A 23,462-nucleotide genomic window follows, 5' to 3' on the forward strand; every position below is an offset into this window, starting at 1 on the left:
AGTTTCCGCCTCCTACAGTCTTCGGGTGACTACCGCAACCAGCACTGAGAAGAGCGGGCGCAGGCTGCCCCGCTGGGCCACATCGTTCGGCCCCCAGATTATCGCCGCCCTCATCGCCGGCCTGGCCCTGGGCCTCGCCGCCAAGAACCTGGGCGAGCCGGCGCCGGGCGAGCCGAACTGGCTCACCGAGACCCTGACCACCATCGGTTCCAGCTACATCTCCCTGCTGAAGGCGGCCGTCGTCCCGCTGATCTTCACCGCGGTGGTCAGCTCGATCGCCAACCTGCGCGCGGTCTCCAACGCCGCGAGGCTCGCCTGGAATACCCTGCTGTGGTTCGCCATCACCGCCTTCATCGCGGTCATCATCGGCATGGGGCTGGGTACCATCATGCAGCCCGGCGCCAGCGCCGCCGGTGACGTGCCCGGCGAGTACACCGGCCGCACGGGCGACTGGTGGGCGTTCCTCACCGGGCTGTTCCCGGCCAACTTCCTCGGCCTTGAGGCCACTACCAAGGCCGGCGAGGCCGGTGACGTGACCACCAGCCTCGGCTTCAACGTGCTGCAGATCCTGGTCATCTCGATTGCGGTCGGCATCGCCGCACTGAAGGTCGGCAAGGCCGCCGAGCCCTTCCTGCAGCTGAACGCCTCCGCGCTGGCCGTGATCCAGAAGGTGCTCTGGTGGATCATCCGGCTCGCCCCCATCGGTACGGTGGGCCTGATCGGCAAGGCCGTGGCGACCTACGGCTGGGACACGATGGGTTCGCTGGGCCTGTTCACGCTGTCCATCTACGTCGGCCTGGCGCTGGTGCTCTTCGTGGTCTACCCGGTGCTGGTCCGCGCCCACGGCTTGTCCGTAAAGCAGTGGTTCTCCGGCGCCTGGCCCGCCATCCAGCTGGCCTTTGTCTCCCGTTCCTCGATGGGCGCCCTGCCGCTGACCCAGCGCGTGACCGAGCGCAACCTCGGCGTGCCGCGGGCCTACGCCTCCTTCGCGGTGCCGCTGGGCTCCACCACCAAGATGGACGGCTGCGCCTCGATCTACCCCGCCATCGCCGCCATCTTCGTGGCGCAGTTCTTCGGCGTGGAACTCGGGTTCATGCACTATGTGCTGATCGCCGTCGTCTCCGTCCTCGGCTCCGCCGCCACGGCGGGCACCACGGGCGCCACCGTGATGCTCACGCTGACCCTCTCCACGCTGGGCCTGCCGCTGGAAGGCGTCGGCCTGCTGCTGGCCGTCGATCCGATCGTGGACATGGGCCGCACGGCCGTCAACGTCGCCGGGCAGACCCTGGTCCCGACCATCGTGGCCAAGCGCCAGGGCATCCTGGACGAGGCGCTGTACAACGCCCGCCGCACCGGCGATCCGTTCAGCGACGACACCGAGGGTGCGGAGACCGGGACTTCCGCTGGAGCGGAGGCAACCGAGCGGCGCCCGGAACCGGCCGCCACGGCCTGACGCCGCTCCCGGCACCGGGCACACCGCCGCCTCGAACGGGACCGCAATGAGCACGCAGGCCCGGCCGGACGCATCCGGCCGGGCCTGCGTTTAAGCGGTACGGCACGACCCCCAACGTCGAACCGGACCGCGGCCTGGCTGCACCCGCCCCTGAACGGCGGGGCGGGTGCTGATACCCCCAGCCTACTCGATTGTTGATAGATCAACTAAATATTGCGGCGGCGGTTTCCCCGGTGAGCTCAGCCCGATCTGCGTTCGGAACCGGGAGCCCTGCCCCAGGCTCCGAGAGCGGTTGCCCCCGAACGGCCGGCGTCCGCCCGTTAGGCTTGGTCCGTGACTGAACTGCACCTCATCCTCGCCTCCGCCTCTCCCGCCCGAACGAAACTGCTGACCGACGCCGGCATCGCCCACTCCGTCCTGGTCTCCGACGTGGACGAAGATGCCGTGACGGCCCGCTACGGCGTGACGGATCCGGCTGACACCGCCCTGCTGCTGGCCCGGGCCAAGGCCGAGGCCGTCGCCTCGCTCCCGGACGCCGAGGGAGCCCTGGTGCTGGGCTGCGACTCGGTCTTCGAACTGGACGGCGAGCCGTACGGCAAACCCTACGAGGCCGACGTGGCCCGCCAGCGCTGGCGGCGGATGAGCGGCCGGCACGGCGTCCTGCACACCGGCCACTGGCTGATCGACTGCCGCGACATTCCCGCTGACGCGGGAGGAGACGACGCGGAGGACGGCGAGGAAACCAACGACGGCGGCACCGGCGCCACCGTGGGTGCCATCGCCTCGGCGGGGGTCTACTTCGCACAGCTCAGCGAAGCGGAGATCGATGCCTACATCGCCACCGGGGAACCGCTCCAGGTGGCCGGCTCCTTCACCATAGATTCGCTCGGCGGGGCATTCATCGAGAAGGTGGACGGGGACCCGCATGCCGTCGTCGGCCTGTCCGTCTCCACCCTGCGCCGGCTGCTGTCGGACGCGGAGGTCGCCATCACGGACCTGTGGCTGCCGCGGCCGGCGGGCTGATTTGTAGGACTCCTACAAAGAATGCGGCCCCAACGCGCAGAATCCGCGAGGATATTGGGCGATACCCGCTAACGCAGGCTAGGCTCCTCAAGGATAGAAGGAGCTATGAATGACCCAGCGCATCACCAAGGTACTGATCGCCAACCGCGGTGAAATCGCCGTCCGGGTGATCCGGGCAGCACGGGATGAAGGAATTGCCTCGGTGGCCGTCTACGCCGAGCCGGACCGGGATGCGCTGCATGTCAGGCTCGCGGACGAGGCCTATGCGCTCGGCGGCGAAACCGCAGCCGAGTCCTACCTGGTGATGGAGAAGCTGCTCGACGCCGCCCGGTCCTCCGGCGCCGACGCCGTGCACCCCGGCTACGGTTTCCTCTCCGAGAACGCCGAATTCGCGCGCCGGGTCATCGCCGCCGGGCTGGTCTGGATCGGCCCCTCCCCCGAAGCGATCGCCAAACTCGGCGACAAGGTGCGGGCCCGGCACATCGCCGAGAAGGTCGGCGCGCCGCTGGTCGCCGGCACGACCGATCCGGTCAAGGACGTCGCCGAGGTGCTGGAATTCGCCGACGCCTACGGCCTCCCGCTGGCCATCAAGGCGGCCTACGGCGGCGGCGGGCGCGGCATTAAGGTGGTCCGCGACCGCGAAGAGATCCCCGAGGCCTACGAGTCCGCCGTCCGCGAAGCCACCGCGGCGTTCGGCCGTGGCGAATGCTTCGTGGAGCGCTTCCTCGACGCCCCGCGCCACGTCGAAACCCAGTGCCTGGCGGACGCCCACGGAAACGTCGTCGTCGTATCCACCCGCGACTGCTCGCTGCAACGGCGCAACCAGAAACTGGTCGAAGAGGCGCCGGCACCGTTCCTTAGCCCGGACCAGGAATACAACCTGTACGAGGCGTCCAGGGCCATCCTGCTCGAGGCCCACTACCAGGGCGCCGGCACCTGCGAGTTCCTGGTCGGCCAGGACGGCACCATCTCCTTCCTTGAGGTCAACACCCGCCTGCAGGTCGAGCACACGGTCAGCGAGGAAGTCGCCGGACTGGACCTGGTCCGCGAGCAGTTCCGGGTGGCGCGCGGCGAGGAGCTCGGCTACGAAGATCCGGAAATCCGCGGCCACTCCTTCGAGTTCCGCATCAACGGCGAGGACCCCGGCCGCAACTTCATGCCGGCACCCGGCACCGTGGAAACGCTGAAGCTTCCTACCGGCCCCGGCGTGCGCGTGGACTCCGGGATCGAGGCCGGCGAGGTCGTCGGCGGCAACTTCGACTCCATGCTGGCCAAGCTCATCGTCACGGGCGCGAACCGGACCCAGGCCCTGGAGCGGGCCCGGCGGGCGCTGGCGGAAATGGAGGTCGCGGGCATGCCCACCGTGCTGCCGTTCCACCGCGCCGTGGTGGCAGACCCGGACTTCGCGCCCGCGGATCCGGAAGAGCCGTTCAGCGTGCACACACGCTGGATCGAAACCGAGTTCGTCAACGACATCCCCGCGTTTGCCGGCTTGCCGGCGGGGCAGGAAGATGAGGCCGACCGCCAGCGCGTCACGGTCGAGGTCGGCGGCAAGCGGCTGGAGGTCGTGCTGCCGGCAGGCCTCGCCGCTTCCTCGCCGGTCCGGGCCAACGGCAAGCCCAGGCGCGCCCGGGGCCGCTCGGCGTCGGCCGCCGGAGCAGCCAGCGGCGATGACCTGTCATCGCCCATGCAGGGCACCATCGTCAAAGTCGCCGTCAGCGACGGCGACACCGTCGCGGAAGGCGATCTCGTCGTCGTTCTGGAGGCGATGAAGATGGAGCAGCCGCTGACCGCGCACAAGGCCGGCACCATTTCCGGTTTGAGTGCCAAGCCCGGCGACACGGTCTCCGCCGGCGCCGTCCTAGCCGCGATCACCGACTGAGCCTTTCCGCCCGCCGCTCTGCCGGACCTGCCGCCCCGCCGGGCGACACGCGCGAGCCTTCGAGGCCTGCCGCCCCGCCGGGCAGCGGGCCTCGTTTGCATACCGCGTTTGCATATCGCGGCGACATTCCCCCGGTCGGAGGCCGGATGCCGGCCCCTTAACGCTCGGCACAAGGTAATCGCGCCCGCTGTTCGCCTTGAGCAGAAACTGCAACCGGCGAAATCCATACAATAAGCATGCTTTGTTGTACCGTGGGTCTTGGTAAGGGAAATAGCCGGCACCCGCCGGTGGCCATTGATCACCGTAAGGAGATATGCGTCATGGGATTTCTTGCTTTTCTTATCCTCGGGCTGATCGCCGGAGCCATTGCGAAGCTGATCCTGCCCGGCGACCAGGGCGGCGGCTGGATCGCCACACTGGTACTGGGTGTCATCGGAGCACTGCTGGGCGGCTGGATCGGAGGCGCAGTTGCAGGCGCCGAGATGAACGAGTTCTTCAGCCTCACCACCTGGCTCTGGGCCATCATCGGCTCGCTGATCGTCCTGGTGATCTGGGGCTTCATCACGAAGCGCCGGGCAACCTAACCCCGCACCGACAGCCGCGGCTCAAGCCGCGCCTTAACCGCTCAAGGCCCGCAGTTCCCTTCCGGAACTGCGGGCCTTGAGCTGTTCCAGCGCGCTCAGGCTATGCAGGAATCAGCTGCTGACGCCCTCGTAGTCCATGTCCTTGGTCTCCTTGCTCAGGAGCAGGGACACCAGCGTGAGCACAGCGGCGCCGCTGAGGTAGAGGCCCACCAGCACGGTGCTGCCGCCGGCGGCCTGCCAGAGTGCCACGGCAACGAACGGTGCCAGCGCCGCGCCCAGGATCGAGGAGAAGTTGTAGGCGATGGCCGAGCCGGTGTACCGGACGTTCGTCGGGAACAGTTCCGGCAGGATTGCGCCCATCGGTCCGAAGGTCAGGCCCATCAGGGTGAAGCCGAGGATCAGATGGAACATGGTGCCGGCGAACCCCGCGTTGAACAGCGGCACCCACAGGAAGCCGAAGACGAAGATGCCCAGCGTCACCGCGATCAGGGTCTTCCTGCGGCCGAACTTTTCGGCGAGCGGACCGGCCACCAGGGTGAAGATGCCGAAGAACACCACGCCGACGATCAGCATCAGCAGGAAGTCGTTGCGGGCATAGCCCAGGCCTTCTGTGAAGGTGGACGGGTCGAAGGCCTTGCCCGCGGCCTCGGCCTTGGCGGCGGCTTCGTCCGGAGTCCGTGCGGCCGTGCCGTAGGACAGCGTGAAGGTGGTCATCAGGTAGAAGAGCACGTAGGTGGCCAGCATGATGAAGGTGCCCAGGATGAGCTGGCGCCAGCTGACCTTGAAGACGCGGCCGAGCGGAAGCTTGGTGACCTCGCCCTTGTCCATGACCTTCTGGAACGCCGGCGTTTCCACCAGCTTCAACCGGACCCACAGGCCGATGATGACCATGATGGCGCTCGCCAGGAACGGAATGCGCCAGCCCCACGCCATGAACTGCTCATTCGTCAGGTTGATGCTCAGCAGCAGGAACAGGCTGTTGGCGATGATGAAGCCGATCGGGGCCCCGAGCTGCGGGAAGGTTCCGTAGATGGCGCGCTTGTTGGCGGGCGCGTTCTCGGTGGCCAGCAGCGCGGCGCCGCTCCACTCCCCGCCGAGCGCGAGTCCCTGGGCAAAACGCATCAGGACCAGCAGGGCCGGAGCCCAAAAAGCCCAGCCGGGCACCTGCGCCGTGGGCAGGCAGCCGATCAGGAAGGTGGCAATACCCATCGTCAGCAGGGAGGCAACCAGCGTCCCCTTGCGGCCGTGCCGGTCACCGAAGTGGCCGAAGAGGATGGATCCCAGCGGGCGGGCAACGAAGGCCACGCCGAAGACGGCGAAGGAGCTCAGGAGCGCATAGATGCCCTCCGAGTTCGGGAAGAACAGGGCGGGGAACACGAGGACCGCCGCCGTGGCGTAGACGTAGAAGTCGTAGAACTCGACGGAGGTGCCGATGAGGCTCGCAACGATGACCCGGCCGCGCGAATTAGCGGGGGCGGAGGTTACGTTCGGTGCAGCGGGTGCTGGAGTGGACATTAAGGGTTGCTTTCGATGGAAAGTATGAATATCGCCCACAATGCTACTCCCGTCTGTCCAGCATCCGGATTCCTGTCTCGAAATACGGACGGCGGTGGCGTGTGCCTCCAGGGTCCGCCTAGCCTGCCCTCCCGCGGCCTGGCCGTGCGCGCAGGCAACTGCTGAGCCCGCGGCCCGGGGACGGTGCCTAGAGTTGAGGATGTGGCGGCAGGAGAAGCGGCGGAGGACGACGGCGGGTGGCCGGGGCAGCGGACCGGGGTAGGTCGTGCCCGCTACGGGCAGGAACCCTACGTCCGGGCAACCGTCGGCGGCGAATCGGTGGACGCCAAGGCCATCTCGTGGACCCGGACCGACGTCCAGCTCAAGTGGGTGGATGCCGGTGGCTCGACGCGGACCCGGTGGGTACCGGCGTCGGCAGTCCGGCGGATCAGCCGGGACGAGTCCGCCTGGCGGGACCCGTACGACGATTACGGCTTCTATTACCCCGACCCCGGTGACCCTTCCCGGCGGCCCGCCGCGCCTCCGGCGGAGCCGCCGGATGCGGCACAATAGGTTCAGTGACTGACTTGCCCCGCCCTGCCGCACCCGACGCAAATCCCGCCGCCGCTTCCGCATCGCCCGCCCCCGATCCGGCCCGCCTGGCCGCGCGCATCTACGCACAGATCGCGGACGAACTCGGCGTCAAGCCGTGGCAGGTGAAGGCGGCCGTGGAACTGCTCGACGGCGGTTCCACCGTTCCGTTCATCTCCCGCTACCGTAAAGAGGTCACGGGGACGCTGGACGACGCCCAGCTGCGCGACCTTGAAGAGCGCCTGCGTTACCTGCGCGAGCTTGAGGACCGCCGGCAGAGCGTGCTCGAGAGCATCGCGCAGCAGGGGAAGCTGACCGCCGAGCTGGAAGCCAGCATCAACGCCGCCGACACAAAGGCCCGGCTCGAAGACATTTACCTGCCCTTCAAGTCCAAGCGGCGGACCAAGGCCCAGATCGCGCGCGAGGCCGGCCTCGAACCGCTGGCCGACGCGCTGCTGGCCGACCCTGGACTCGAACCCGAGGCCGCTGCCGGCGGCTACCTGAATCCCGAGCATGCCGTCAACGAGCCGGCCGAGGCGCTGGCCGGGGCGCGCGCCATCCTGGTCGAACGCGTCAGCCAGGACGCCGATCTGGTCAGCGAACTGCGCGAGCGGGTCTGGACACAGGGCCGTGTCCGCGCTCAGGTCCGTGAGGGCATGGAAGCCGAGGGGCAGAAGTTCGCGGACTACTTCGATTTCGCCCAGCTGCCCTCCCAGCTGCCGTCGCACCGCGTGCTGGCGCTGCTGCGCGGCGAAAAGGAGGGCGTGCTGGAACTGAACATCGCCGAAGCGGATGCCTCCGACCAGGAGGAGTACGCGGCGGCCCGCGCCCGGTTCGAGGGCAGCGTCGCACGGGCCCTCGGCGTCGCCGACCGCGGCCGGCCGGCGGACAAGTGGCTGATGCAGACCGCCCAGCTGGGCTGGCGCCGCATCCTCGTGAAGCTGGCCATCGATCTGCGCGTCCGGCTCTTCACCGACGCCGAGGACGAGGCCGTCCGGATCTTCGCGGCCAACCTGCGCGACGTGCTGCTGGCCGCGCCGGCCGGCAACCGGGCTACCCTTGGCCTCGACCCGGGCCTGCGCACGGGCGTGAAGGTCGCCGTCGTCAATGGCACGGGAAAGGTGGTGGCCACCAGCACCATCTACCCCCACGCCCCCGCAAAGAAGTGGAACGACGCGCTGGCGACGCTGGCCCGGCTGTGCGAACAGCACCAGGTGGACCTCGTGGCGATCGGCAATGGCACGGCGTCGCGCGAGACGGACAAGCTGGCCAACGAGCTGATCAAGCTCATGGCGCCCAAGCAGAAACTGCAGAAGCTCGTGGTGTCCGAGGCCGGGGCCTCGGTGTACTCCGCCTCCGCGCTGGCATCGGCCGAGCTGCCGGAGCTGGATGTCTCGCTACGCGGAGCGGTGTCGATCGCCAGGCGGCTGCAGGACCCGCTGGCCGAACTGGTCAAGATCGACCCGAAGTCCATCGGCGTGGGCCAGTACCAGCACGACGTCACGGCGAACAAGCTGGAGCGGTCGCTGGACGCCGTCGTCGAGGACTGCGTGAACGCCGTCGGCGTGGACGTGAACACCGCGTCGCCGGCGCTGCTGGCCCGGGTAGCAGGCGTGGGTCCGCTGCTCAGCGGGAACATCGTGGCGTACCGCGACGAGAACGGGCCGTTCGCCAAGCGCTCCGACCTGAAGAAGGTACCGCGGCTGGGTGCCAAGGCCTTCGAGCAGTGTGCCGGCTTCCTGCGGATCACCGGCGGCGCCGAACCGCTGGATTCCTCCAGCGTCCACCCGGAGGCCTACGGCGTCGCCCGCAAGGTGCTGGCTGCCGCCGGCGCCGCAGCGGCCGACGTGCCCCGCGGCCTGGGCTCGCTGGCCACCCTGGATCCTCAGGCGTTCGTCGACGAGAAGTTCGGCCTGCCCACGGTCAGGGACATCATGGCAGAACTGGAGAAGCCCGGGCGCGACCCGCGGCCCGTCTTCACTACCGCGAGCTTCTCCGAAGGCGTCGAAAAGATCTCCGACCTGAAGCCCGGGATGATCCTGGAAGGCACCGTGACGAACGTGGCCGCCTTCGGCGCCTTCGTGGACGTCGGAGTCCACCAGGACGGCCTGGTGCATATCTCCGCCATGTCCAACAAGTTCGTGTCCGACCCGCACGAGGTGGTCAAGTCCGGCCAGGTGGTCAAGGTCAAGGTGCTGGAAGCGGATCCGGACCGCAAGCGCATCTCGCTCAGCCTGCGCCTCGACGACGAAGCACCCACCGAGGGCGGCGCGCGGCAGGGCCAGCGCAACGGCGCCCGGCCCGGGGCAGAATCGGCCCGGAACCGCGAAGATGACGCGGGCCGGAACCGCGGCGGGGACCGGGGCCGGAACCGCGGCGGCGAGACGCAGCAGGGACGTCGCGGCAACGGCGGACGCCAGCAGCGGCCGCAGGCGGGCGGCAGCAACAGCAACAGCAACAACAGCAACACCGCGATGGCCGAGGCGCTCCGCCGGGCAGGCCTGGGCAAGTAGGAGCTCAGGACTCGGGCCGCGGTTGCAGATCCGCGGCCAGGGCCCCTCCGGCGGGCTGTTGAGTGCCGCCCTCAGGCATTCTGGATCCCAGCTATTTTCCATCCTTCCGGGGCTACGTTGGCGGCCTTGGCAGGTCCGCCGGAACCGGCGGCGGCGGAAGGGGCTCGGGTTGAAGCATCTGATCCTGCGCGGAGTGCTGGGCGGCGCGGCCCTGGTCCTGCTGGCGTCGGGCTGTGCCGGCGATCCCGCACCGCAGGGCGCAACCAGCGACCTCGGCACGGCGGTGCGCGGTGACGCCGATGCGGCTGCGGCACCCGCAACAACGACCGATTCGCCCGCTATTGCGGCCGCTCCACCTGCCGCCACGCGTCTTGAAGTCACCGGCGCAGCACCTCCCCAACCGGCCGCCCCGGAGCGAGTGGAGGCGGCACCGGCAGGCAGGGCCGTCCCGGGCCCCGTAGTGACCCGCGGCATGGAACGGAACATCGTGCTGGAGGGCCAGGACGTCCGGCTGCACTGCGACGATGGCGGCAGCATCGATATCGAGGCCAGCCATGTCATCCTCGTGGTGACCGGCCACTGCCAGGACATCGAGGTCACGGGTGCCAACGTCACGGTCAAAGCGGAGGTCCTCGACGAGCTCGACATTTCGGGCAACGGCAACACGGTCGATGCCACGGAGGCCGCCGAGCTGAAGGTGGAGGGCGACGCCAACTCGGTCACGCTCGGAACGGTCGGCGAGGTCGACGCGGCAGGCGGCGCCAATATCATCACCTTCGAATCGGGCGCCCCGGATGTGGAGGACACCGGTGAGGACAACAACATCGCGGCCGCCTGAGGCCCCGGCAGGGGCGGCAACGGCCCCGCCCGCGCCGCTATCCGGGGTTATTCGAGCGCAGCGATGACGCGGTCGGCAATGGCCCGGTGCCCGCGGTCATCCACGTGGGTCTGGTCCGCCACCACCATGTCCGGGGTCAGCACGTCCGGTTCCAGCAGGCTCACGTAGGTCGCGTCGGCTGCGGCGGCCGCGTCCCTGACCGCCGCGTCGATCGCCAGCACGGTCTGGTCCACGCTGGCGGGTGTCGACGGCCCGACCGCAACGATTTCCGCCTGCGGCAGTTCCTCCCGCAGCGCCTCGTACAGCCCGGCGATCGCCTGCACCGTCCCGCCCGGATCGACGGCGTAGGTGCCGAAATCGTTCTGCCCGCCGGACACCACGACGATCTGCGGTTCGTCTTCGAGCACCTGGCCCACCCGGCCCTGGTACTCCGCGTCACCGGCGCTGGTGTGGTAGCCGGTGCCTGAAACGCCACGGTTGGCCTCTTCCCAGCCGAGTTCCCCGGCCACGAGGGTGCTCCAGCGCCGCTCCGGCACGGACGCACCGATGCCTTCGGTGTAAGAGTCGCCCAGGAAGACGGCGACCGGCGGCTCCTTGTCCTCCTTCGCGGCGGCCGTCTCCGTGGCCGAAGCCGTGGAGACCGCCTTCGGCTTCCCCGAAACCTGCTGCGCATCCTGGGTCGCCCGGACGGACGGCGCGGGCGCCGAGCCCGGCACCACCGGCGGCGGCTTCGGCACGAAGGCATACACAATCGCGCCCAGCGTCAGCAGCGCCAGCACGGCGACCCCGATGTTTTGCCAGGCCTTCTTCTGATAAAAGCGCTCCCGCGGCACTTGCTCGTCCCCCTGCGGTATCGGACCAGGTAGCTCTACCGGCTCTACCCTACGGGCGGTACGCCTAGAGATGCACGTGCAGCCGCCGCGCGGCCTCCGAGATTGAGCCCGTGAGCGACGGGTACACGGTGAAGGTGCTGGCAACGTCGTCGACGTGCATCTTTTGCGACACGGCCAAGGCGATCGGGAAGATCAGCTCGGACGCCCGCGGGGCCACCACGACGCCGCCGATCACCGTGCCGGACCCCCGGCGCGCGATGATCTTTACGAAGCCTTCCGTCACGTTCATCATCTTCGCCCGCGGGTTCGTGCTGAGCGAGAGCTTGATGACATCGCCCTGGTACTTGCCGGCGGCCACGTCCTCTTCGGTGACGCCGACGGTGGCGATCTCCGGGCTGGTGAAGATGTTGGAGGCCACCTGCTTGAGCTTCAGCGGCTTCACCACGTCGCCGATCAGATGCGCCACCGCGATGCGGCCCTGCATGGCGGCCACCGAGGCCAGCGCGAGCACACCGGTGCAGTCTCCCGCCGCATAGATGTTCGGCGCGGTGGTGCGGGATACGCCGTCGACCTTGATGTGGCCGCTTTCGGCCAGTGCCACGCCGGCTTCCTCCAGGCCGATGCCGGCCGTGTTCGGGACGGATCCTACGGCGACCAGGCAGTGCGAGCCGTCCACCGTGCGCCCGTCCGCAAGCGTGACCCGCACGCCGTCCTCGGTCCGGTCCACCGCGGAGGCGCGGGACTTGGAGAGGACCTCCAGGCCGTTGCGGGAGAACACATCCTCCAGGACACCGGCGGCGTCCGCGTCCTCGCCCGGGAGCACGCGGTCGCGCGAAGACACCAGCGTGACCCGGGTGCCCAGCAGCCGGTAGGCCGAGGCGAACTCCGCCCCGGTCACGCCGGAACCGATCACGATCAGGTGCTCGGGCACTTCGGTCAGGTTGTAGATCTGGGTCCAGTTGAAGATCCGCTCGCCGTCCGGCTTCGCCGTCGGCAGTTCGCGGGGCGTGGCGCCGGTCGCCAGCAGGATCGCGTCGGCGTCCACCGTCTGCGTGCCGGATTCGGTGGTCACGGCGATGGAGTTCGGATCGGTCAGCCGGCCTTCCCCGATGATGACCTTCACGCCCATCCGCTCGAGCCCGCGGTGGATGTCCGAGGACTGGCTCTCGGCCAGCTTGAGCAGCCGGGCGTTGACGGTCTTCAGGTCCGCGTAGGCCGCGTGCGCGTGCTCGTCGAAACGCACGCCGAGGTCGTGCGCGCCGGCCACCCGGCGCATGGCGTCCGCCGTCGCGATCAGGGTCTTGGAGGGAACGACGTCGGTCAGCACGGCGGAGCCGCCGAGGCCTTTGCGTTCGATGACGGTCACCTTGGCCCCGAGGGACGCGGCCACCATGGCGGCTTCGTAACCGCCGGGGCCGCCGCCGAGGATGGCAAGACGCGGGGCACTGAAATCAATTTGGGTCGACACAAGGCCATTCTGTCCTACGCCCCGGACCTGCTCAACCCGAACGGCGGGGTCCGGGCGCCGCACCTGCTCGGTGCCGTCCCTGTCCCCGTCGCATATCTCCGCCGGGAGCAGCGCGCGGCGGGCAAGTGTGAAGCGTACGACGACGGCGCGCGGCGTGCGCTCTGGAGCGGCGGCAGGGCAGCGGGTAGGTTAGCTGTGTGACTACAGATCCCTTTGAACTGGCCGCGGAGGCAGCGGCCTACATCGCCGAACAGACCGGCGTGCGGAACCACGAGGTGGCCCTGGTGCTCGGGTCCGGGTGGGGCGGGGCGGCCGAACTGATCGGCGAAACCACGCACACTCTGGAGGCCTCCGCCATCCCCGGCTTCTCCGCACCGGCGGTCGAGGGGCACGTCGGCACCGTCCGCTCCGTGCTCACTGCTGACGGCAAGCGCGCGCTGGTGCTGGGAGCGCGCACGCACTACTACGAGGGCCGCGGCGTGCGGGCCGTGGTGCACGGCGTCCGCACGGCGGCTGCGGCAGGCGCCAAAACGCTGGTGCTGACCAACGGCTGCGGCGGCCTCAACCCGGACTGGAAGCCGGGCACGCCGGTCCTGATCAGCGACCACATCAACCTCACGGCCACCTCCCCGCTGGAGGGCGCCACCTTCGTCGACCTGACGGATCTGTATTCCTCCCGGATCCGCGCCCTGGCCAGGGAAGTCGATCCGGACCTGGACGAGGGCGTCTACGCGCAGTTCACCGGCCCGCACTACGAGACGCCGGCCGAGGTGCAGTACGCCAAGCGGATCGGCGCGGACCTGGTCGGCATGTCCACGGCGCTGGAGGCAATCGCCGCCCGGCACGCCGGCCTGGAGGTGTTCGGCATCTCGCTGGTCACCAACCTGGCGGCCGGCATCAGCGCGGCACCGCTCAGCCACCAGGAAGTCATCGAGGCCGGCCGAGCCGCCGGCCCCCGGATCTCCCGCCTGCTGGCAGACATCATCGCCAAGCTCTGACGCCCAGCCGCCCCGCGGCCGCAGCGGCCGCCGACCAGACAGGTACCGGAATTGACTGACACCGCCAACCCCGCTTCGCTGTTCGCCTCCGCCGAGGAGTGGATGGCCCAGGACCCGGACCCGCAGACCGTGCGCGAACTGCAGGACCTGCTCGCCTCGGCCAGGACCGAGGGGCAGGCCGCGGCCAGCGCCCGGCAGGAGCTGGCGGACAGCTTCAGCGGCCCGCTGCAGTTCGGCACCGCCGGCCTGCGCGCGGCGCTGGGACCCGGACCCAACCGGATGAACCGAGTGGTCGTGCGCCGCACAGCGGCCGGCCTGGCCAGGTTCCTCGTGGCGAAGGTCGGCACCACCAGCCGGCCGCGCGCCGTCGTTGGTTATGACGCCCGCCGCAACTCGGATGTCTTCGCCAGCGAAACCGCGGCCATTTTCACCGCCGCCGGCATTGAGACCTTCCTGCTGCCCTCGGCGCTGCCGACGCCGGTGCTCGCCTACGCTGTGCGGGCGCTGGACTGTGACGGCGGGGTGATGGTCACCGCCAGCCACAACCCGCCGCAGGACAACGGCTACAAGGTCTACCTGGGCGGCCGCGCCACGGACGTCGCGGGCCGCGGGGCGCAGATCGTGGCGCCGTCGGACACGCAGATCGCGGCGGAGATCGCCGCCTTCGACGGAATCGAGGGTATCGCCCTGGCCGAGGGCGGCTGGACCGTGCTGCCGTCCAGCGGCGAATCCGGCTCCATCGAGGATGCGTACGTGGACGCCGTGACGGCGCTGGCGGATCCGCGGCTGTTTCCATCGCGGCGCCTGAAGATCGTGCTCACGCCGCTGCACGGTGTCGGCGGACGGACCGCACTGTCGGTGCTGCAGCGTGCCGGCTTCGCGGACGTCACCCTGGTGGAGCCGCAGGCGCAGCCGGACCCGGATTTCCCCACGGTCGCCTTCCCCAATCCGGAGGAGGCCGGCGCCCTCGACCTGGCGCAGGAACTGGCCGAGCGGATCGGCGCGGACATCGTGCTCGCCAATGATCCGGACGCCGACCGGGCCGCGGTCGCGGTCAGGCGGCCGGCCAGCGGCAAGTGGGAAATGCTCCGCGGCGACGAGGTCGGCGCGCTCCTCGGCGCGCACCTGGCCGCGCGGTTCGCCGCCCAGGCCTCGCGGGATGCCGCGAAGGACGGCGGCGCGAGGACCAAGGAGGGCGCCTCGCCTGCCCCGGTGGCTGGCCCGGCGGTCTTCGCCAACTCGATCGTGTCCTCTCGGCTGCTGGGCAAGATCGCCGAATGGCACAGCATCGCCCACCGGCAGACGCTGACTGGGTTCAAGTGGATCTCCCGTGTTCCCGGCCTGAGCTACGGGTACGAAGAGGCCCTCGGTTACTGCGTGGCGCCGGACCTGGTCAAGGACAAGGACGGCATCTCCGCGGCGCTGCTGATCGCCGAGCTCGCCGCGGATTCGCTGGCCAAGGGCCGGACGCTGCAGGACGAGCTGGATGAGCTTCAGCTGGCGCACGGGATCCATGCCACCGACCAGCTGTCCGTCCGCGTCGGCAGCCTCGACCTGCTCGACGCCATGATGCACCGGCTGCGCGAGAACCCGCCGGCCTCGTTCGGCGGCTCCCCCGTGGAGTCCAGCCTCGACCTGGCGCTGGGCAGCGCCGAACTGCCGCCGACCGAAGGCCTGCAGTACCTGACCCGCGACGGCTCCCGCGTGATCATCCGGCCCAGCGGCACCGAGCCGAAGCTCAAGTGCTACCTCGAGGTCATCCAGCCGGTCGACGGCGCGGACGAACTGGCCGCCGGGTACGCCGAAGCGCGGGAGCGGCTGGACCGCGTGCTCGAGGACATCAACGACGCGCTCGGCCTCTGATCCCAAGGGCCAACGGGCACCTATGCCAGCGGCAGTACCGGCCAGGATCGGCTGGGCGCTTGAGCTGCTCGACCTGCAGCCCGATGACGAGGTCCTGGAGATCGGCTGTGGCTCCGGCGCGGCGATGGAGCTGGCCTGCCGGGCCCTGGACGGCGGGCACATCACGGGCATCGACCGCTCCGCCACGGCTGTTGCCCGCGCCTCTGCCCGGCTTGGTGCAGAACTAGCGGCAGGCACAGCCGACCTCAGGACTGCGCCCCTCCCCTCCCCTCGCTGGAGGCACCGGCGTCGTCGTTTGGCAAGGCCCTTGCGGTGAACATCAACACCTTCTGGACCGGCCCTGCCCACGCCGAACTGCAGGTCCTCCGCCGCGTCCTTCGACCCGATGGCCTGCTGCTGCTGGTCTACGAAACGCCGGGCCGCCCGGACCGCCAGCTTAATGGCGCGGCCGCCTCCCTGCGCGCGCACGGCCTCGAGCCCGAAATCCTGCACGGTCCGGGTCCCCGACTCGGCGCGGTCACTGTCCGCTTCTGACCAGCCTCAGCCGCGGGCGAAGCGGTCCAGCATGAGGTCGACGAGGTCCTTGGGAGGTTCCTCGTTCGGCACCAGCAGCGGCAGGGAGACGAGGTCCGCTCCGCAGCCCGCCGCCAGCGAAGCGAAGTAGCCCGGTGCCAGCAGGTAGCTGGCGACGACCACGCGGGCATGCCGTCCGGCCAGTCGGCGCCGGGCGATGCGCGCCTGTTCGGCGGCTACGGCGGCTTTCAACTCGGGTTCGGCGGCCGAGATGTAGCCGGCCGCCACGTCCATGCCAAGGAACGCGGACAGCAGGCGGGCGGTGGTCTCGCAGTCGGATACCGCGCGGGCATCGGTGGACCCGGCGCAGGCCAGGACCACGCGGTCTCCGCGGCGCAGCCCGGCCTGCTGCAGCCGCTTCGCCAGCACCTTCACCAGCCGCTGGTCCGGCCCGAGCGCGCGGGTCACCGAGACCTGGTCCGATGATGCCGCCGCTTCGGCCAGATCCACGTGGACGTGGTAGCCCGCGGAGAGCAGCAGCGGAACCACACGGGTCTCCTCCCTCAGACCGGCGAGGACGGTCGGCACGTCAGGCTTTTGGACGTCGACGAAGGCTTCCCGGACGGCCAGGTCAGGCCGGTGCCGCGCGACGGCCTCGACCAGTCCGCGGATCGCCGCCTGCCCGGCGGGTGAGGCGGTGCCGTGCGAGGCAGCAACCAGTGCGGTCGCCGTCTCCGCAGCGACCATGCCGCCCCAGGGTTCGCAGGCGAAGTTCTCCGGCGTCGTATCCAGCTCGGGTTCCGGCAAGCGGCTGCGCACCGGCCGGCGCGGAATCAGCAGCGTTTCGGCGGGACTCATACGGCGGCCTCCACGGCAGACACTACGGGCAGGCCGATGGAAACCACGCCGTCCTCGATCCGCACCGGGAACACCGGCAGGGTAAGCTCCGGGTCGCTGTAGCACTCGCCGGTGGCCAGGTCGTAGACCTGCTTGTGCAGCGGCGAGGCGATGGTGCGGCGCCAGCCCTTGCTGCCGAGGATGCCGCGGGCCATCACGCAGGAGCCGGTGGCCGGATCCCGCTGCGCCGCCGCATACACCTCGGTGGCCGAGACCTTGAAGAGCGCCACCTGCTCCCCCTCGACCAGCGCCGCCTCACCCCAGGCGACCTCCAGTTCGTCCACAGGGCAGACGGCGTGCCAGCGCAGCGTCAGGCCGTCCAGTCGGGTCTCCTCAGCGGTCAGTACGGTCATCGTGAACCCCGTTCGGTGTCGGTCGGATAAGGATGGCCCCCACGCTACGGAGCCGATGTTTCGGGCTTTGCTCCCGCCCGGTTTCGGCCGCGTAAAACGCTCCTCACCGGCCGGAGAACCGCGCTGTGATGCTTCGGCGGGCCCGGCGGCAAAGGCCGCAGGGCCCGAAAACCCGCGGCCCGCCGTCGTTGTTTCCGGCAGGTTTCCAAATCCTCACCTCGCTCCCCCGAAAACCCGGAGGAAACGTCAACTGCGGGAAACAGAAGGGAAATTGCCGTGCAACGGCGTCCGCCTAGCGTGGAAGCCATGCAGCGTCGGTCCTTGCCGGCGGAAGCCAATTTGAACCCGAGGTAGGCCATGAACCAGAACAGTTCCCCAGCCGCACGCCGGATTGTCGTGGTCGGCGGCGGGCCCGCAGCGCACCGCTTCACCGAGGCGATGTGCGCACGCGGCACCGCCGGCCTGGCCATCACGGTGCTGACCGAGGAAACGCACCTGCCCTACGACCGGGTGGCCCTGAGCAGGGCCCTCACCGAGACCGGAGTGGACCTCACCCTCGGCGACCGGGAGCTGTGGAACAACGACGCCGTCACCCTGGTTACCGGTGCGCGTGCGGTCGACCTGGACCTGGCCGCCAGGGAGGTCATCACGGCCGACGGCGGGCGGTTCGGCTACGACGAACTGGTGCTGGCGACGGGCTCGAACGCCGCCCGGCTGCCGATTCCGGGCAACGAGCACACCCACGTCTACCGGACCCTGGAGGACGTGTGGGAGATCAACCGGCAGGTCGCCGAACTGGGCGAACGGCTCGGCCGGCCGGTCAACGCCGTGACGATCGGCGGCGGGCTGCTCGGCCTGGAGGCCGCCGCGGGGCTGCAGTCGCTCGGGGCCAACCCGGTGGTAATCGACGGCGGCCCCTGGCTGATGGGCACGCAGCTGGACGAGGGTGCGGGCCAGGCCATGGGCCGGCTCATCGCGGAGAAGGGGCTGGAGGTCCACGGCGGCGTCTATCCGGCGGCGGTGCTCACCGAGGAAGGGCCGGACGGCGCGGCAAGGGTCACCGGCGTCGAAATGGCGGACGGGCGGATCATCGAGGCGGACATGGTGGTCGTGTCGATCGGCGTCCGGCCGCGCGACGAGCTGGCCCGTACGCTCAACGGCCGGGCCAAGGAGGAGGCCGCGGCGGCGGCCGGGAAGGCGCCGGAGGAGCTGGGCGACGAGGACTTCGTCCCGGTCTTCCGGATGGGCGCCCGCGGCGGGATTGTCATCGACGAGTCCTGTGCCACCGATGTAGAGAACGTCTGGGCGGTCGGCGAGGTGGCCAACTTCGGCGGCCTCTGCGTGGGACTGGTCGCCCCCGCGAACACCATGGCGGAGATCGTCGCGGACCGGCTGCATGGCGGCACGGCGGCGTTCCCCGGCTTCGATACCGCCACCAAGCTCAAGCTTTCCGGCGTGGACGTGGCCAGCTTCGGCGACGGCTTCGCCAAGACCCCCGGCGCCCTGGAGATCGTGTACGCCGACCCGGCCCGCGGCGTCTACCAGAAGGTGGTCACCAGCAACGACGCGAAGACGCTGCTGGGCGGCATCTTCGTCGGCGACGCCGCCCCGTACCAGAGCCTGCGCCCGCTGCTCGGCCGGGAGCTCCCGGCCGAACCCGGGGCATACCTGACGGCGGCGGGCGGCGCGGAGGCTCCGGACACGGAACTGCCGGACGACGCGATCCTGTGCTCCTGCAACAACGTCGCCGCCGGCTCCATCCGCGACGCGGTCAACGGCTGCGGCAGCTGCGACGGCCAGGATCCGATCCAGGAGCTCGGGGGACTCAAGGCGTGCACCCGCGCCGGCACCCAGTGCGGCTCCTGCGTCCCGATGCTCAAGAAGCTGCTGGAAACCGAGCTGGCCAACAACGGCATCGCCGTCTCCAAGGCGCTCTGCGAGCACTTCGCCCTCTCGCGCGCCGAGCTGTTCGAAGCGGTTCGTGCCACCGGGCTCCGCAGCGCCGGCGAGGTCTTCGCCCGCTTCGGCATTCCGGTGGAGCTGGAGCACGGCGACAGCACGGTGGAAGCGGTCCCGCCGCTCGGCTGCGACATCTGCAAGCCGGCACTGGGCTCCATCCTGTCCTCGCAGCACGCCGAGTACCCGCTGGACGGCGGCCGTGGAACGCTGCAGGACACCAACGACCGCGCCCTGGCCAACATGCAGAAGAACGGCACCTACTCCGTGGTCCCGCGTATCCCGGGCGGCGAGATCACCCCGGAGAAGCTGGCCGTGATCGCCCGGGTCGCGCAGAAGTACGGCCTGTATACCAAGATCACCGGCGCGCTGCGGATCGACATGTTCGGTGCCCGGCTGGAGCAGCTGCCGGAGATCTGGAAGGAACTGGTGGAGGCCGGCTTCGAATCCGGACAGGCCTACGGCAAGGCGCTGCGCAACGTGAAGAGCTGCGTCGGCTCCACCTGGTGCCGCTATGGGGTGCAGGATTCCGTGGCGATGGCCATCAGCATGGAGCTGCGCTACCGGGGCCTGCGGGCGCCGCACAAGTTCAAGATGGGCGTCTCCGGCTGCGCCCGAGAGTGCGCGGAGGCCAGGGGCAAGGACGTCGGCGTGATTGCCACCGCGGACGGCTGGAACCTCTACGTCGGCGGCAACGGCGGCGCCAACCCGGCGCACGCCCAGCTGCTCGCCAAGGACCTGGATGACGAGACGCTGGTCCGCTACGTGGACCGCTACCTGATGTACTACATTCGCACCGCCGACCGGCTGCAGCGCACCGCCCGTTGGATGGAGGACCTGGACGGCGGCATCGGCCACGTGCGGGACGTCGTCGTCGAAGACTCCCTCGGCATCGCAGCCGACCTCGAGGCCGCGATGGCCCGCCACATCGAGAACTACGAGGACGAGTGGGCGGCCACGCTCAAGGACCCGGACCGGCTGCGCCGCTTCCGATCCTTCGTCAACGCCCCGGACCAGCGGGACGACTCGATCGCCAATGTCGCCGAGCGCGGCATGATCCGCCCCGCCACGGAGGCGGAGAAGGCCGCCGCGGCCGCCGGCGAGGGACCCGTCCTGCTCGGCGCCACCATTCCCGTCCGATCGTCCGCCTCCGAAGGAGCCTGACATGCAGCTCACCGCAGACCTGACCGGCCGGCACGTCCTCGTCGCCGGCGCCCATGACGAGGCGCGCCGCGCGGTCCGCCGCTTCACCGCCGCCGGGGCCGTCGTCCGCCCGGTGTCCCGTCCGGAACGCTTCACCCCGGAACTGCTCGACGGCGCCGTGCTGGCCGCGGTGGTCTCCGCGGACGACGGCGGGTGGCCGGATTTGGCCGATGCCTGCGGTGAGCGCGGGGTGCTGCTGGTGCGCGAGGCTCCGGCGCTCCCAGGCGGGCGCGTAACCTTGATCGGCGGCGGGCCCGGGACCGAAGACCTGCTCACGGTGGGCGCCCAGCAGGCGCTCCGGGACGCCGACGTCGTCTTCTTCGACCGGCTGGCGCCGCACGGCAACCTGCCCCGACTCGCCCCCGGGGCGGAACTGGTCGACGTGGGCAAGCAGCCCGGCCACCACAAGGTGACCCAGCGGGAGATCGAACGGCTGATGATCGAGTCGGCCAAGGCGGGAAACAACGTGGTGCGGCTGAAGGGCGGCGATCCGTTCGTGTTCGGCCGCGGCGGGGAGGAGGCCGCGAGCTGCGCCGAAGCCGGCGTCCCGGTCAGCGTGATATCCGGCGTGACCAGCGCGATCTCGGTCCCGGCCGCGGCGGGCATTCCGGTCACGCACCGCGGGGTTAGCCACATGTTCACCGTGGTCTCCGGGCACCAGCCGCTGACCGATGCCGAGCACGAGCACCTCGCTGGCCTCGGCGGCACCGTCGTGGTGCTGATGGGCGTCGGCACGCTGCCGCAGCTCACCGCGGGCCTGCGCCGCGCGGGAATGCGCGCCGACATGCCGGTGGCCGTGGTGGAGCGTGGCTTCAGCGACTCGCAGCGCACCACGGTGTCCACGCTTACCGGGATCGTCACCGCCGCCGGCGCGGCCCGGGTCAAGTCCCCCGCCATCCTCGTGATCGGCGAAGTGGTCAAACTGGCGACCTGCTCCGAAAACGGCGCCGGGCAGCTCGCCCGCCTGGCCGAAACGGTGGGAGCCTGAATGACCGAGACCACCACGGGCCGCCCGCCCGGCCACGGCACGCCCGAATCGCTGGAAGAGGTCCGCGCCCTGGTCGAAGCGCCGAACGCGGAGGCCCTCGCCGGCTTCCGCATCGGCGTCACCTCGGACCGGCGCTCCGACGACCTGATCTCCGCCCTGGAACGCCGAGGCGCCCAGGTCCTGCATGCCCCGGCGCTGAGGATCGCCCCGGTGGCCGAGGACCGGGCGCTGCTGCAGGACACCGCGGCCATCCTGCATGCCCGGCCGGACGCCACCATGATCACCACCGCCTACGGCATGCGCCGCTGGACCGAGGCCGCGGACGTCCATGGCCTCGGTGAGGAGCTGATGGAAACCCTCGAGGCGTCCCGGATCTTCGTGCGGGGTCCGAAGGCCCGCGGTGCCGTCCGGGCGGCCGGCCTCAACGACGCCGGCATCAGCCACGACGAACGGACCTCCAGCCTGGTGGACCTGCTCCTGGGCGAGGGCGTGGCCGGCTCCACCGTCGCGGTGCAGCTGCACGGCTACACCGACACGACCCAGCTGGCCAGGCTCCGGGACGCCGGGGCGCGGGTCCTGACCGTCACCCCCTACCGCTGGGTCAAGCCGGCCGGATCGGAAGAGAAGGTCGGCCGACTCATCGAGGCGGCCGTCGCCCGGCAGCTGGACGTGGTCACCTTCACCAGCGCGCCGGCCGTCGACGCGCTGCTCAGCACCGCGCATGAGATGGGCCGGTATGACGCCCTCGTGGAGGCGTTCAGGGACGACGTCGTTGCCGCCGCCGTCGGGCCGGTCACCGCGCGCCCGCTGGAGGATGCGGGAATCCGTCCCTTGATGCCCGAGCGCTATCGGATGGGTGCCCTCATCCGGCTGGTCGTCGAGCACCTGTCCGAAAACCGGATCCAGCGCATTGGCACGGCCCTCGGCGAAGTCCAGATCCGCGGCCGCTCCGTCATCCTCGGCGGCCGGCGCACGGACCTCTCCCCCACCCCCATGGCCATCTTTCGTGCCCTCGCCACGGCCGGCGGCGCGGTGCTGCCGCGCGAGTCACTTCAGCAGTGCCTGCCGGACGCCCCCGGCGAACACGCGCTGGACATGGCCGTGAGCCGGCTCCGCCAGGCTTTGCCGGACGCGTCGCTCGTCGCCACCGTGATCAAGCGCGGCTACCGGCTCAACGTGTAACGGCTGGGCGGGATCGGCCGCGTGCCCGGGCGGCAGGAGCTCAGGCGACGATTCCGTCGCCGGCCGGCACCGCGGCGGCATACAGCCAGAACAGGGCCAGCAGGGTGAGCGGCAGCAGCAGGGAGCAGACGCCGGCGCCCCGGCCGCGTCCGGTAAAGACGGCGACGGCTCCGAGCACCATGCCCGGCAGCACCCCGAGCAGGCCGATCTGGGCCAGCGCCGCCCCGGCGGCGGACGCCCGTGCTTCGGCCGCCGTGCAGGCGTTGTCCAGCGCACACAGCCCCTGCAGGAGCAGTGGGAAGCCGACGAAGATCAGGGCAACGGCCGCCGCGCAGAGTCCGAGCGCCAGCCAGCCGGGCCAGCGGGGCTTGGCCGCATCGGCGGCGGGCAGGACCATCCCCTCAAGATACTCCCGGCGGGAACCGGAGGGAACGCCGCAGCGGAAGACCGGCCGCAGGTGGACGGCCGGTTCCGGACAGAACCTAGCTGCAGGTGGGCAGGTCCAGCGCTGGCTCTTCGCCCGCCGGCGCCGCTGCGGAGATGCCGAGCACGGTGGCTCCGACGTCTTCCAGCGCCACCTGCATGAAGGTCAGCGAGTGCAGGTTCTCTTCCCGCTGGCGCGCGCTGACGCCGGCGGAGGAATTGAGCCAGGTAAAGCGGGTGATCTTGCCCTCGAGCTCGCTGAGCAGGGCCCGGATCTCGGCCTCCAGCACCGCTGACTGCTGCCCGGCAATGGCGGAGGCGTCCACGGCAACGGGTACGGGTTCGAAACGGCGCAGCGTCGAGGGCTCGTGCGGCATTGATTGGCCTTTCCGGGGAGGAAGCGCGCC

21 protein-coding genes are annotated in these 23,462 nt (G+C 70.2%); 14 read left to right on the forward strand and 7 right to left on the reverse strand.

Features of this window, described 5'->3' with window-relative positions:
• Nucleotides 1-25 precede the first annotated feature (25 nt).
• From OC550_RS00110 to OC550_RS00125, 4 genes are all read left to right on the forward strand, one after another.
• Nucleotides 26-1,453: a dicarboxylate/amino acid:cation symporter gene (locus OC550_RS00110; protein ID WP_262103285.1), complete on the forward strand. Its 1,428-nt coding sequence runs from the start codon at nt 26-28 to the stop codon at nt 1,451-1,453.
• Between the two features lie 333 nt (nt 1,454-1,786).
• Nucleotides 1,787-2,476, forward strand: a complete 690-nt coding sequence (locus OC550_RS00115) for a nucleoside triphosphate pyrophosphatase (protein WP_262103286.1) — start codon at nt 1,787-1,789, stop codon at nt 2,474-2,476.
• Nucleotides 2,477-2,585: 109 nt separating this feature from the next.
• Nucleotides 2,586-4,358: a biotin carboxylase N-terminal domain-containing protein gene (locus OC550_RS00120; protein ID WP_262103287.1), complete on the forward strand. Its 1,773-nt coding sequence runs from the start codon at nt 2,586-2,588 to the stop codon at nt 4,356-4,358.
• Between the two features lie 320 nt (nt 4,359-4,678).
• The gene (locus OC550_RS00125; protein WP_005275018.1) at nt 4,679-4,942 is read left to right on the forward strand and encodes a GlsB/YeaQ/YmgE family stress response membrane protein; all 264 of its coding nucleotides are present in this window, start codon (nt 4,679-4,681) and stop codon (nt 4,940-4,942) included.
• A gap of 111 nt (nt 4,943-5,053) precedes the next feature.
• On the opposite strand, the gene OC550_RS00130 is transcribed toward OC550_RS00125, so the two are convergent.
• Nucleotides 5,054-6,457, reverse strand: a complete 1,404-nt coding sequence (locus OC550_RS00130) for an MFS transporter (RefSeq protein WP_262103288.1) — start codon at nt 6,455-6,457, stop codon at nt 5,054-5,056.
• A 201-nt stretch (nt 6,458-6,658) separates the two neighbouring features.
• On the opposite strand from OC550_RS00130, the gene OC550_RS00135 reads away from it, so the two are divergent.
• From OC550_RS00135 to OC550_RS00145, 3 genes are all read left to right on the forward strand, one after another.
• Nucleotides 6,659-7,009 carry a hypothetical protein gene (locus OC550_RS00135; protein WP_262103289.1) on the forward strand — a complete coding sequence of 117 codons (351 nt, stop codon included), beginning with the start codon at nt 6,659-6,661 and terminating at the stop codon, nt 7,007-7,009.
• 5 nt (nt 7,010-7,014) lie between these two features.
• Nucleotides 7,015-9,540: a Tex family protein gene (locus tag OC550_RS00140; RefSeq protein WP_306556894.1), complete on the forward strand. Its 2,526-nt coding sequence runs from the start codon at nt 7,015-7,017 to the stop codon at nt 9,538-9,540.
• A gap of 169 nt (nt 9,541-9,709) precedes the next feature.
• Nucleotides 9,710-10,378, forward strand: coding sequence for a DUF3060 domain-containing protein (locus OC550_RS00145; RefSeq protein WP_262103290.1), 669 nt, complete (start codon nt 9,710-9,712; stop codon nt 10,376-10,378).
• Nucleotides 10,379-10,425: 47 nt separating this feature from the next.
• Here the strand turns inward: OC550_RS00145 and OC550_RS00150 are convergent, their stop codons facing one another.
• Nucleotides 10,426-11,211 carry an SGNH/GDSL hydrolase family protein gene (locus tag OC550_RS00150; RefSeq protein WP_262103291.1) on the reverse strand — a complete coding sequence of 262 codons (786 nt, stop codon included), beginning with the start codon at nt 11,209-11,211 and terminating at the stop codon, nt 10,426-10,428.
• A gap of 64 nt (nt 11,212-11,275) precedes the next feature.
• Nucleotides 11,276-12,679, reverse strand: a complete 1,404-nt coding sequence (locus tag OC550_RS00155) for an NAD(P)H-quinone dehydrogenase (protein ID WP_262103292.1) — start codon at nt 12,677-12,679, stop codon at nt 11,276-11,278.
• Nucleotides 12,680-12,876: 197 nt separating this feature from the next.
• Between OC550_RS00155 and OC550_RS00160 the strand changes: the two genes are divergently transcribed.
• The 4 genes from OC550_RS00160 to OC550_RS00175 all read left to right on the forward strand — a co-directional run bounded on the left by OC550_RS00160 (nt 12,877) and on the right by OC550_RS00175 (nt 16,074).
• Nucleotides 12,877-13,677 (forward strand): purine-nucleoside phosphorylase, encoded by an 801-nt coding sequence (locus OC550_RS00160; RefSeq protein ID WP_262103293.1) that lies wholly within the window; start codon nt 12,877-12,879, stop codon nt 13,675-13,677.
• 102 nt (nt 13,678-13,779) lie between these two features.
• Nucleotides 13,780-15,540, forward strand: coding sequence for a phospho-sugar mutase (locus OC550_RS00165; RefSeq protein ID WP_262106208.1), 1,761 nt, complete (start codon nt 13,780-13,782; stop codon nt 15,538-15,540).
• Between the two features lie 22 nt (nt 15,541-15,562).
• Complete coding sequence (locus OC550_RS00170; RefSeq protein WP_262103294.1) at nt 15,563-15,856, forward strand: cyclopropane-fatty-acyl-phospholipid synthase family protein; 294 nt, start codon at nt 15,563-15,565, stop codon at nt 15,854-15,856.
• A complete protein-coding gene (locus tag OC550_RS00175; protein ID WP_262103295.1) occupies nt 15,853-16,074 on the forward strand; it encodes a hypothetical protein in 222 nt (73 codons plus the stop codon). The genes OC550_RS00170 and OC550_RS00175 overlap by 4 nt, the downstream gene beginning before the upstream one ends.
• Before the next feature lie 6 nt (nt 16,075-16,080).
• On the opposite strand, the gene OC550_RS00180 is transcribed toward OC550_RS00175, so the two are convergent.
• Nucleotides 16,081-16,911: a sirohydrochlorin chelatase gene (locus OC550_RS00180; protein ID WP_262103296.1), complete on the reverse strand. Its 831-nt coding sequence runs from the start codon at nt 16,909-16,911 to the stop codon at nt 16,081-16,083.
• Nucleotides 16,908-17,303 (reverse strand): nitrite reductase small subunit NirD, encoded by a 396-nt coding sequence (nirD, locus tag OC550_RS00185; protein WP_262103297.1) that lies wholly within the window; start codon nt 17,301-17,303, stop codon nt 16,908-16,910. Before nirD ends, OC550_RS00180 begins: the two co-directional genes overlap by 4 nt.
• 357 nt (nt 17,304-17,660) lie before the next feature.
• Between nirD and nirB the strand changes: the two genes are divergently transcribed.
• The 3 genes from nirB to OC550_RS00200 are packed head-to-tail and all read left to right on the forward strand — an operon-like array spanning nt 17,661 to nt 22,632.
• A complete protein-coding gene (gene nirB, locus OC550_RS00190; protein WP_262103298.1) occupies nt 17,661-20,423 on the forward strand; it encodes a nitrite reductase large subunit NirB in 2,763 nt (920 codons plus the stop codon).
• Between the two features lies 1 nt (nt 20,424).
• Nucleotides 20,425-21,450, forward strand: coding sequence for a uroporphyrinogen-III C-methyltransferase (gene cobA / locus OC550_RS00195; RefSeq protein ID WP_262103299.1), 1,026 nt, complete (start codon nt 20,425-20,427; stop codon nt 21,448-21,450).
• Nucleotides 21,451-22,632, forward strand: coding sequence for a uroporphyrinogen-III synthase (locus tag OC550_RS00200; protein WP_262103300.1), 1,182 nt, complete (start codon nt 21,451-21,453; stop codon nt 22,630-22,632).
• Nucleotides 22,633-22,672: 40 nt separating this feature from the next.
• Here OC550_RS00200 and OC550_RS00205 read toward each other — a convergent pair whose 3' ends face one another.
• Complete coding sequence (locus OC550_RS00205; protein WP_262103301.1) at nt 22,673-23,029, reverse strand: hypothetical protein; 357 nt, start codon at nt 23,027-23,029, stop codon at nt 22,673-22,675.
• An 85-nt stretch (nt 23,030-23,114) separates the two neighbouring features.
• Complete coding sequence (locus OC550_RS00210; RefSeq protein ID WP_262103302.1) at nt 23,115-23,432, reverse strand: hypothetical protein; 318 nt, start codon at nt 23,430-23,432, stop codon at nt 23,115-23,117.
• Between the last annotated feature and the right edge of the window lie 30 nt (nt 23,433-23,462).

This window comes from Arthrobacter sp. Marseille-P9274, assembly GCF_946892675.1.
Classification (GTDB): domain Bacteria; phylum Actinomycetota; class Actinomycetes; order Actinomycetales; family Micrococcaceae; genus Crystallibacter.

Bases quoted from the DNA above. Each gene is read 5' to 3' on its own strand.
- OC550_RS00210 (WP_262103302.1), bottom strand. From the start codon at position 23,432: ATGCCGCACGAGCCCTCGACGCTGCGCCGTTTCGAACCCGTACCCGTT.
- OC550_RS00165 (WP_262106208.1), top strand. From the start codon at position 13,780: ATGGCCCAGGACCCGGACCCGCAGACCGTGCGCGAACTGCAGGACCTG.
- OC550_RS00170 (WP_262103294.1), top strand. From the start codon at position 15,563: ATGCCAGCGGCAGTACCGGCCAGGATCGGCTGGGCGCTTGAGCTGCTC.
- OC550_RS00200 (WP_262103300.1), top strand. From the start codon at position 21,451: ATGACCGAGACCACCACGGGCCGCCCGCCCGGCCACGGCACGCCCGAA.
- OC550_RS00205 (WP_262103301.1), bottom strand. From the start codon at position 23,029: ATGGTCCTGCCCGCCGCCGATGCGGCCAAGCCCCGCTGGCCCGGCTGG.
- OC550_RS00125 (WP_005275018.1), top strand. From the start codon at position 4,679: ATGGGATTTCTTGCTTTTCTTATCCTCGGGCTGATCGCCGGAGCCATT.
- OC550_RS00180 (WP_262103296.1), bottom strand. From the start codon at position 16,911: ATGAGTCCCGCCGAAACGCTGCTGATTCCGCGCCGGCCGGTGCGCAGC.
- nirD (WP_262103297.1), bottom strand. From the start codon at position 17,303: ATGACCGTACTGACCGCTGAGGAGACCCGACTGGACGGCCTGACGCTG.
- OC550_RS00120 (WP_262103287.1), top strand. From the start codon at position 2,586: ATGACCCAGCGCATCACCAAGGTACTGATCGCCAACCGCGGTGAAATC.
- cobA (WP_262103299.1), top strand. From the start codon at position 20,425: ATGCAGCTCACCGCAGACCTGACCGGCCGGCACGTCCTCGTCGCCGGC.
- OC550_RS00130 (WP_262103288.1), bottom strand. From the start codon at position 6,457: ATGTCCACTCCAGCACCCGCTGCACCGAACGTAACCTCCGCCCCCGCT.
- nirB (WP_262103298.1), top strand. From the start codon at position 17,661: ATGAACCAGAACAGTTCCCCAGCCGCACGCCGGATTGTCGTGGTCGGC.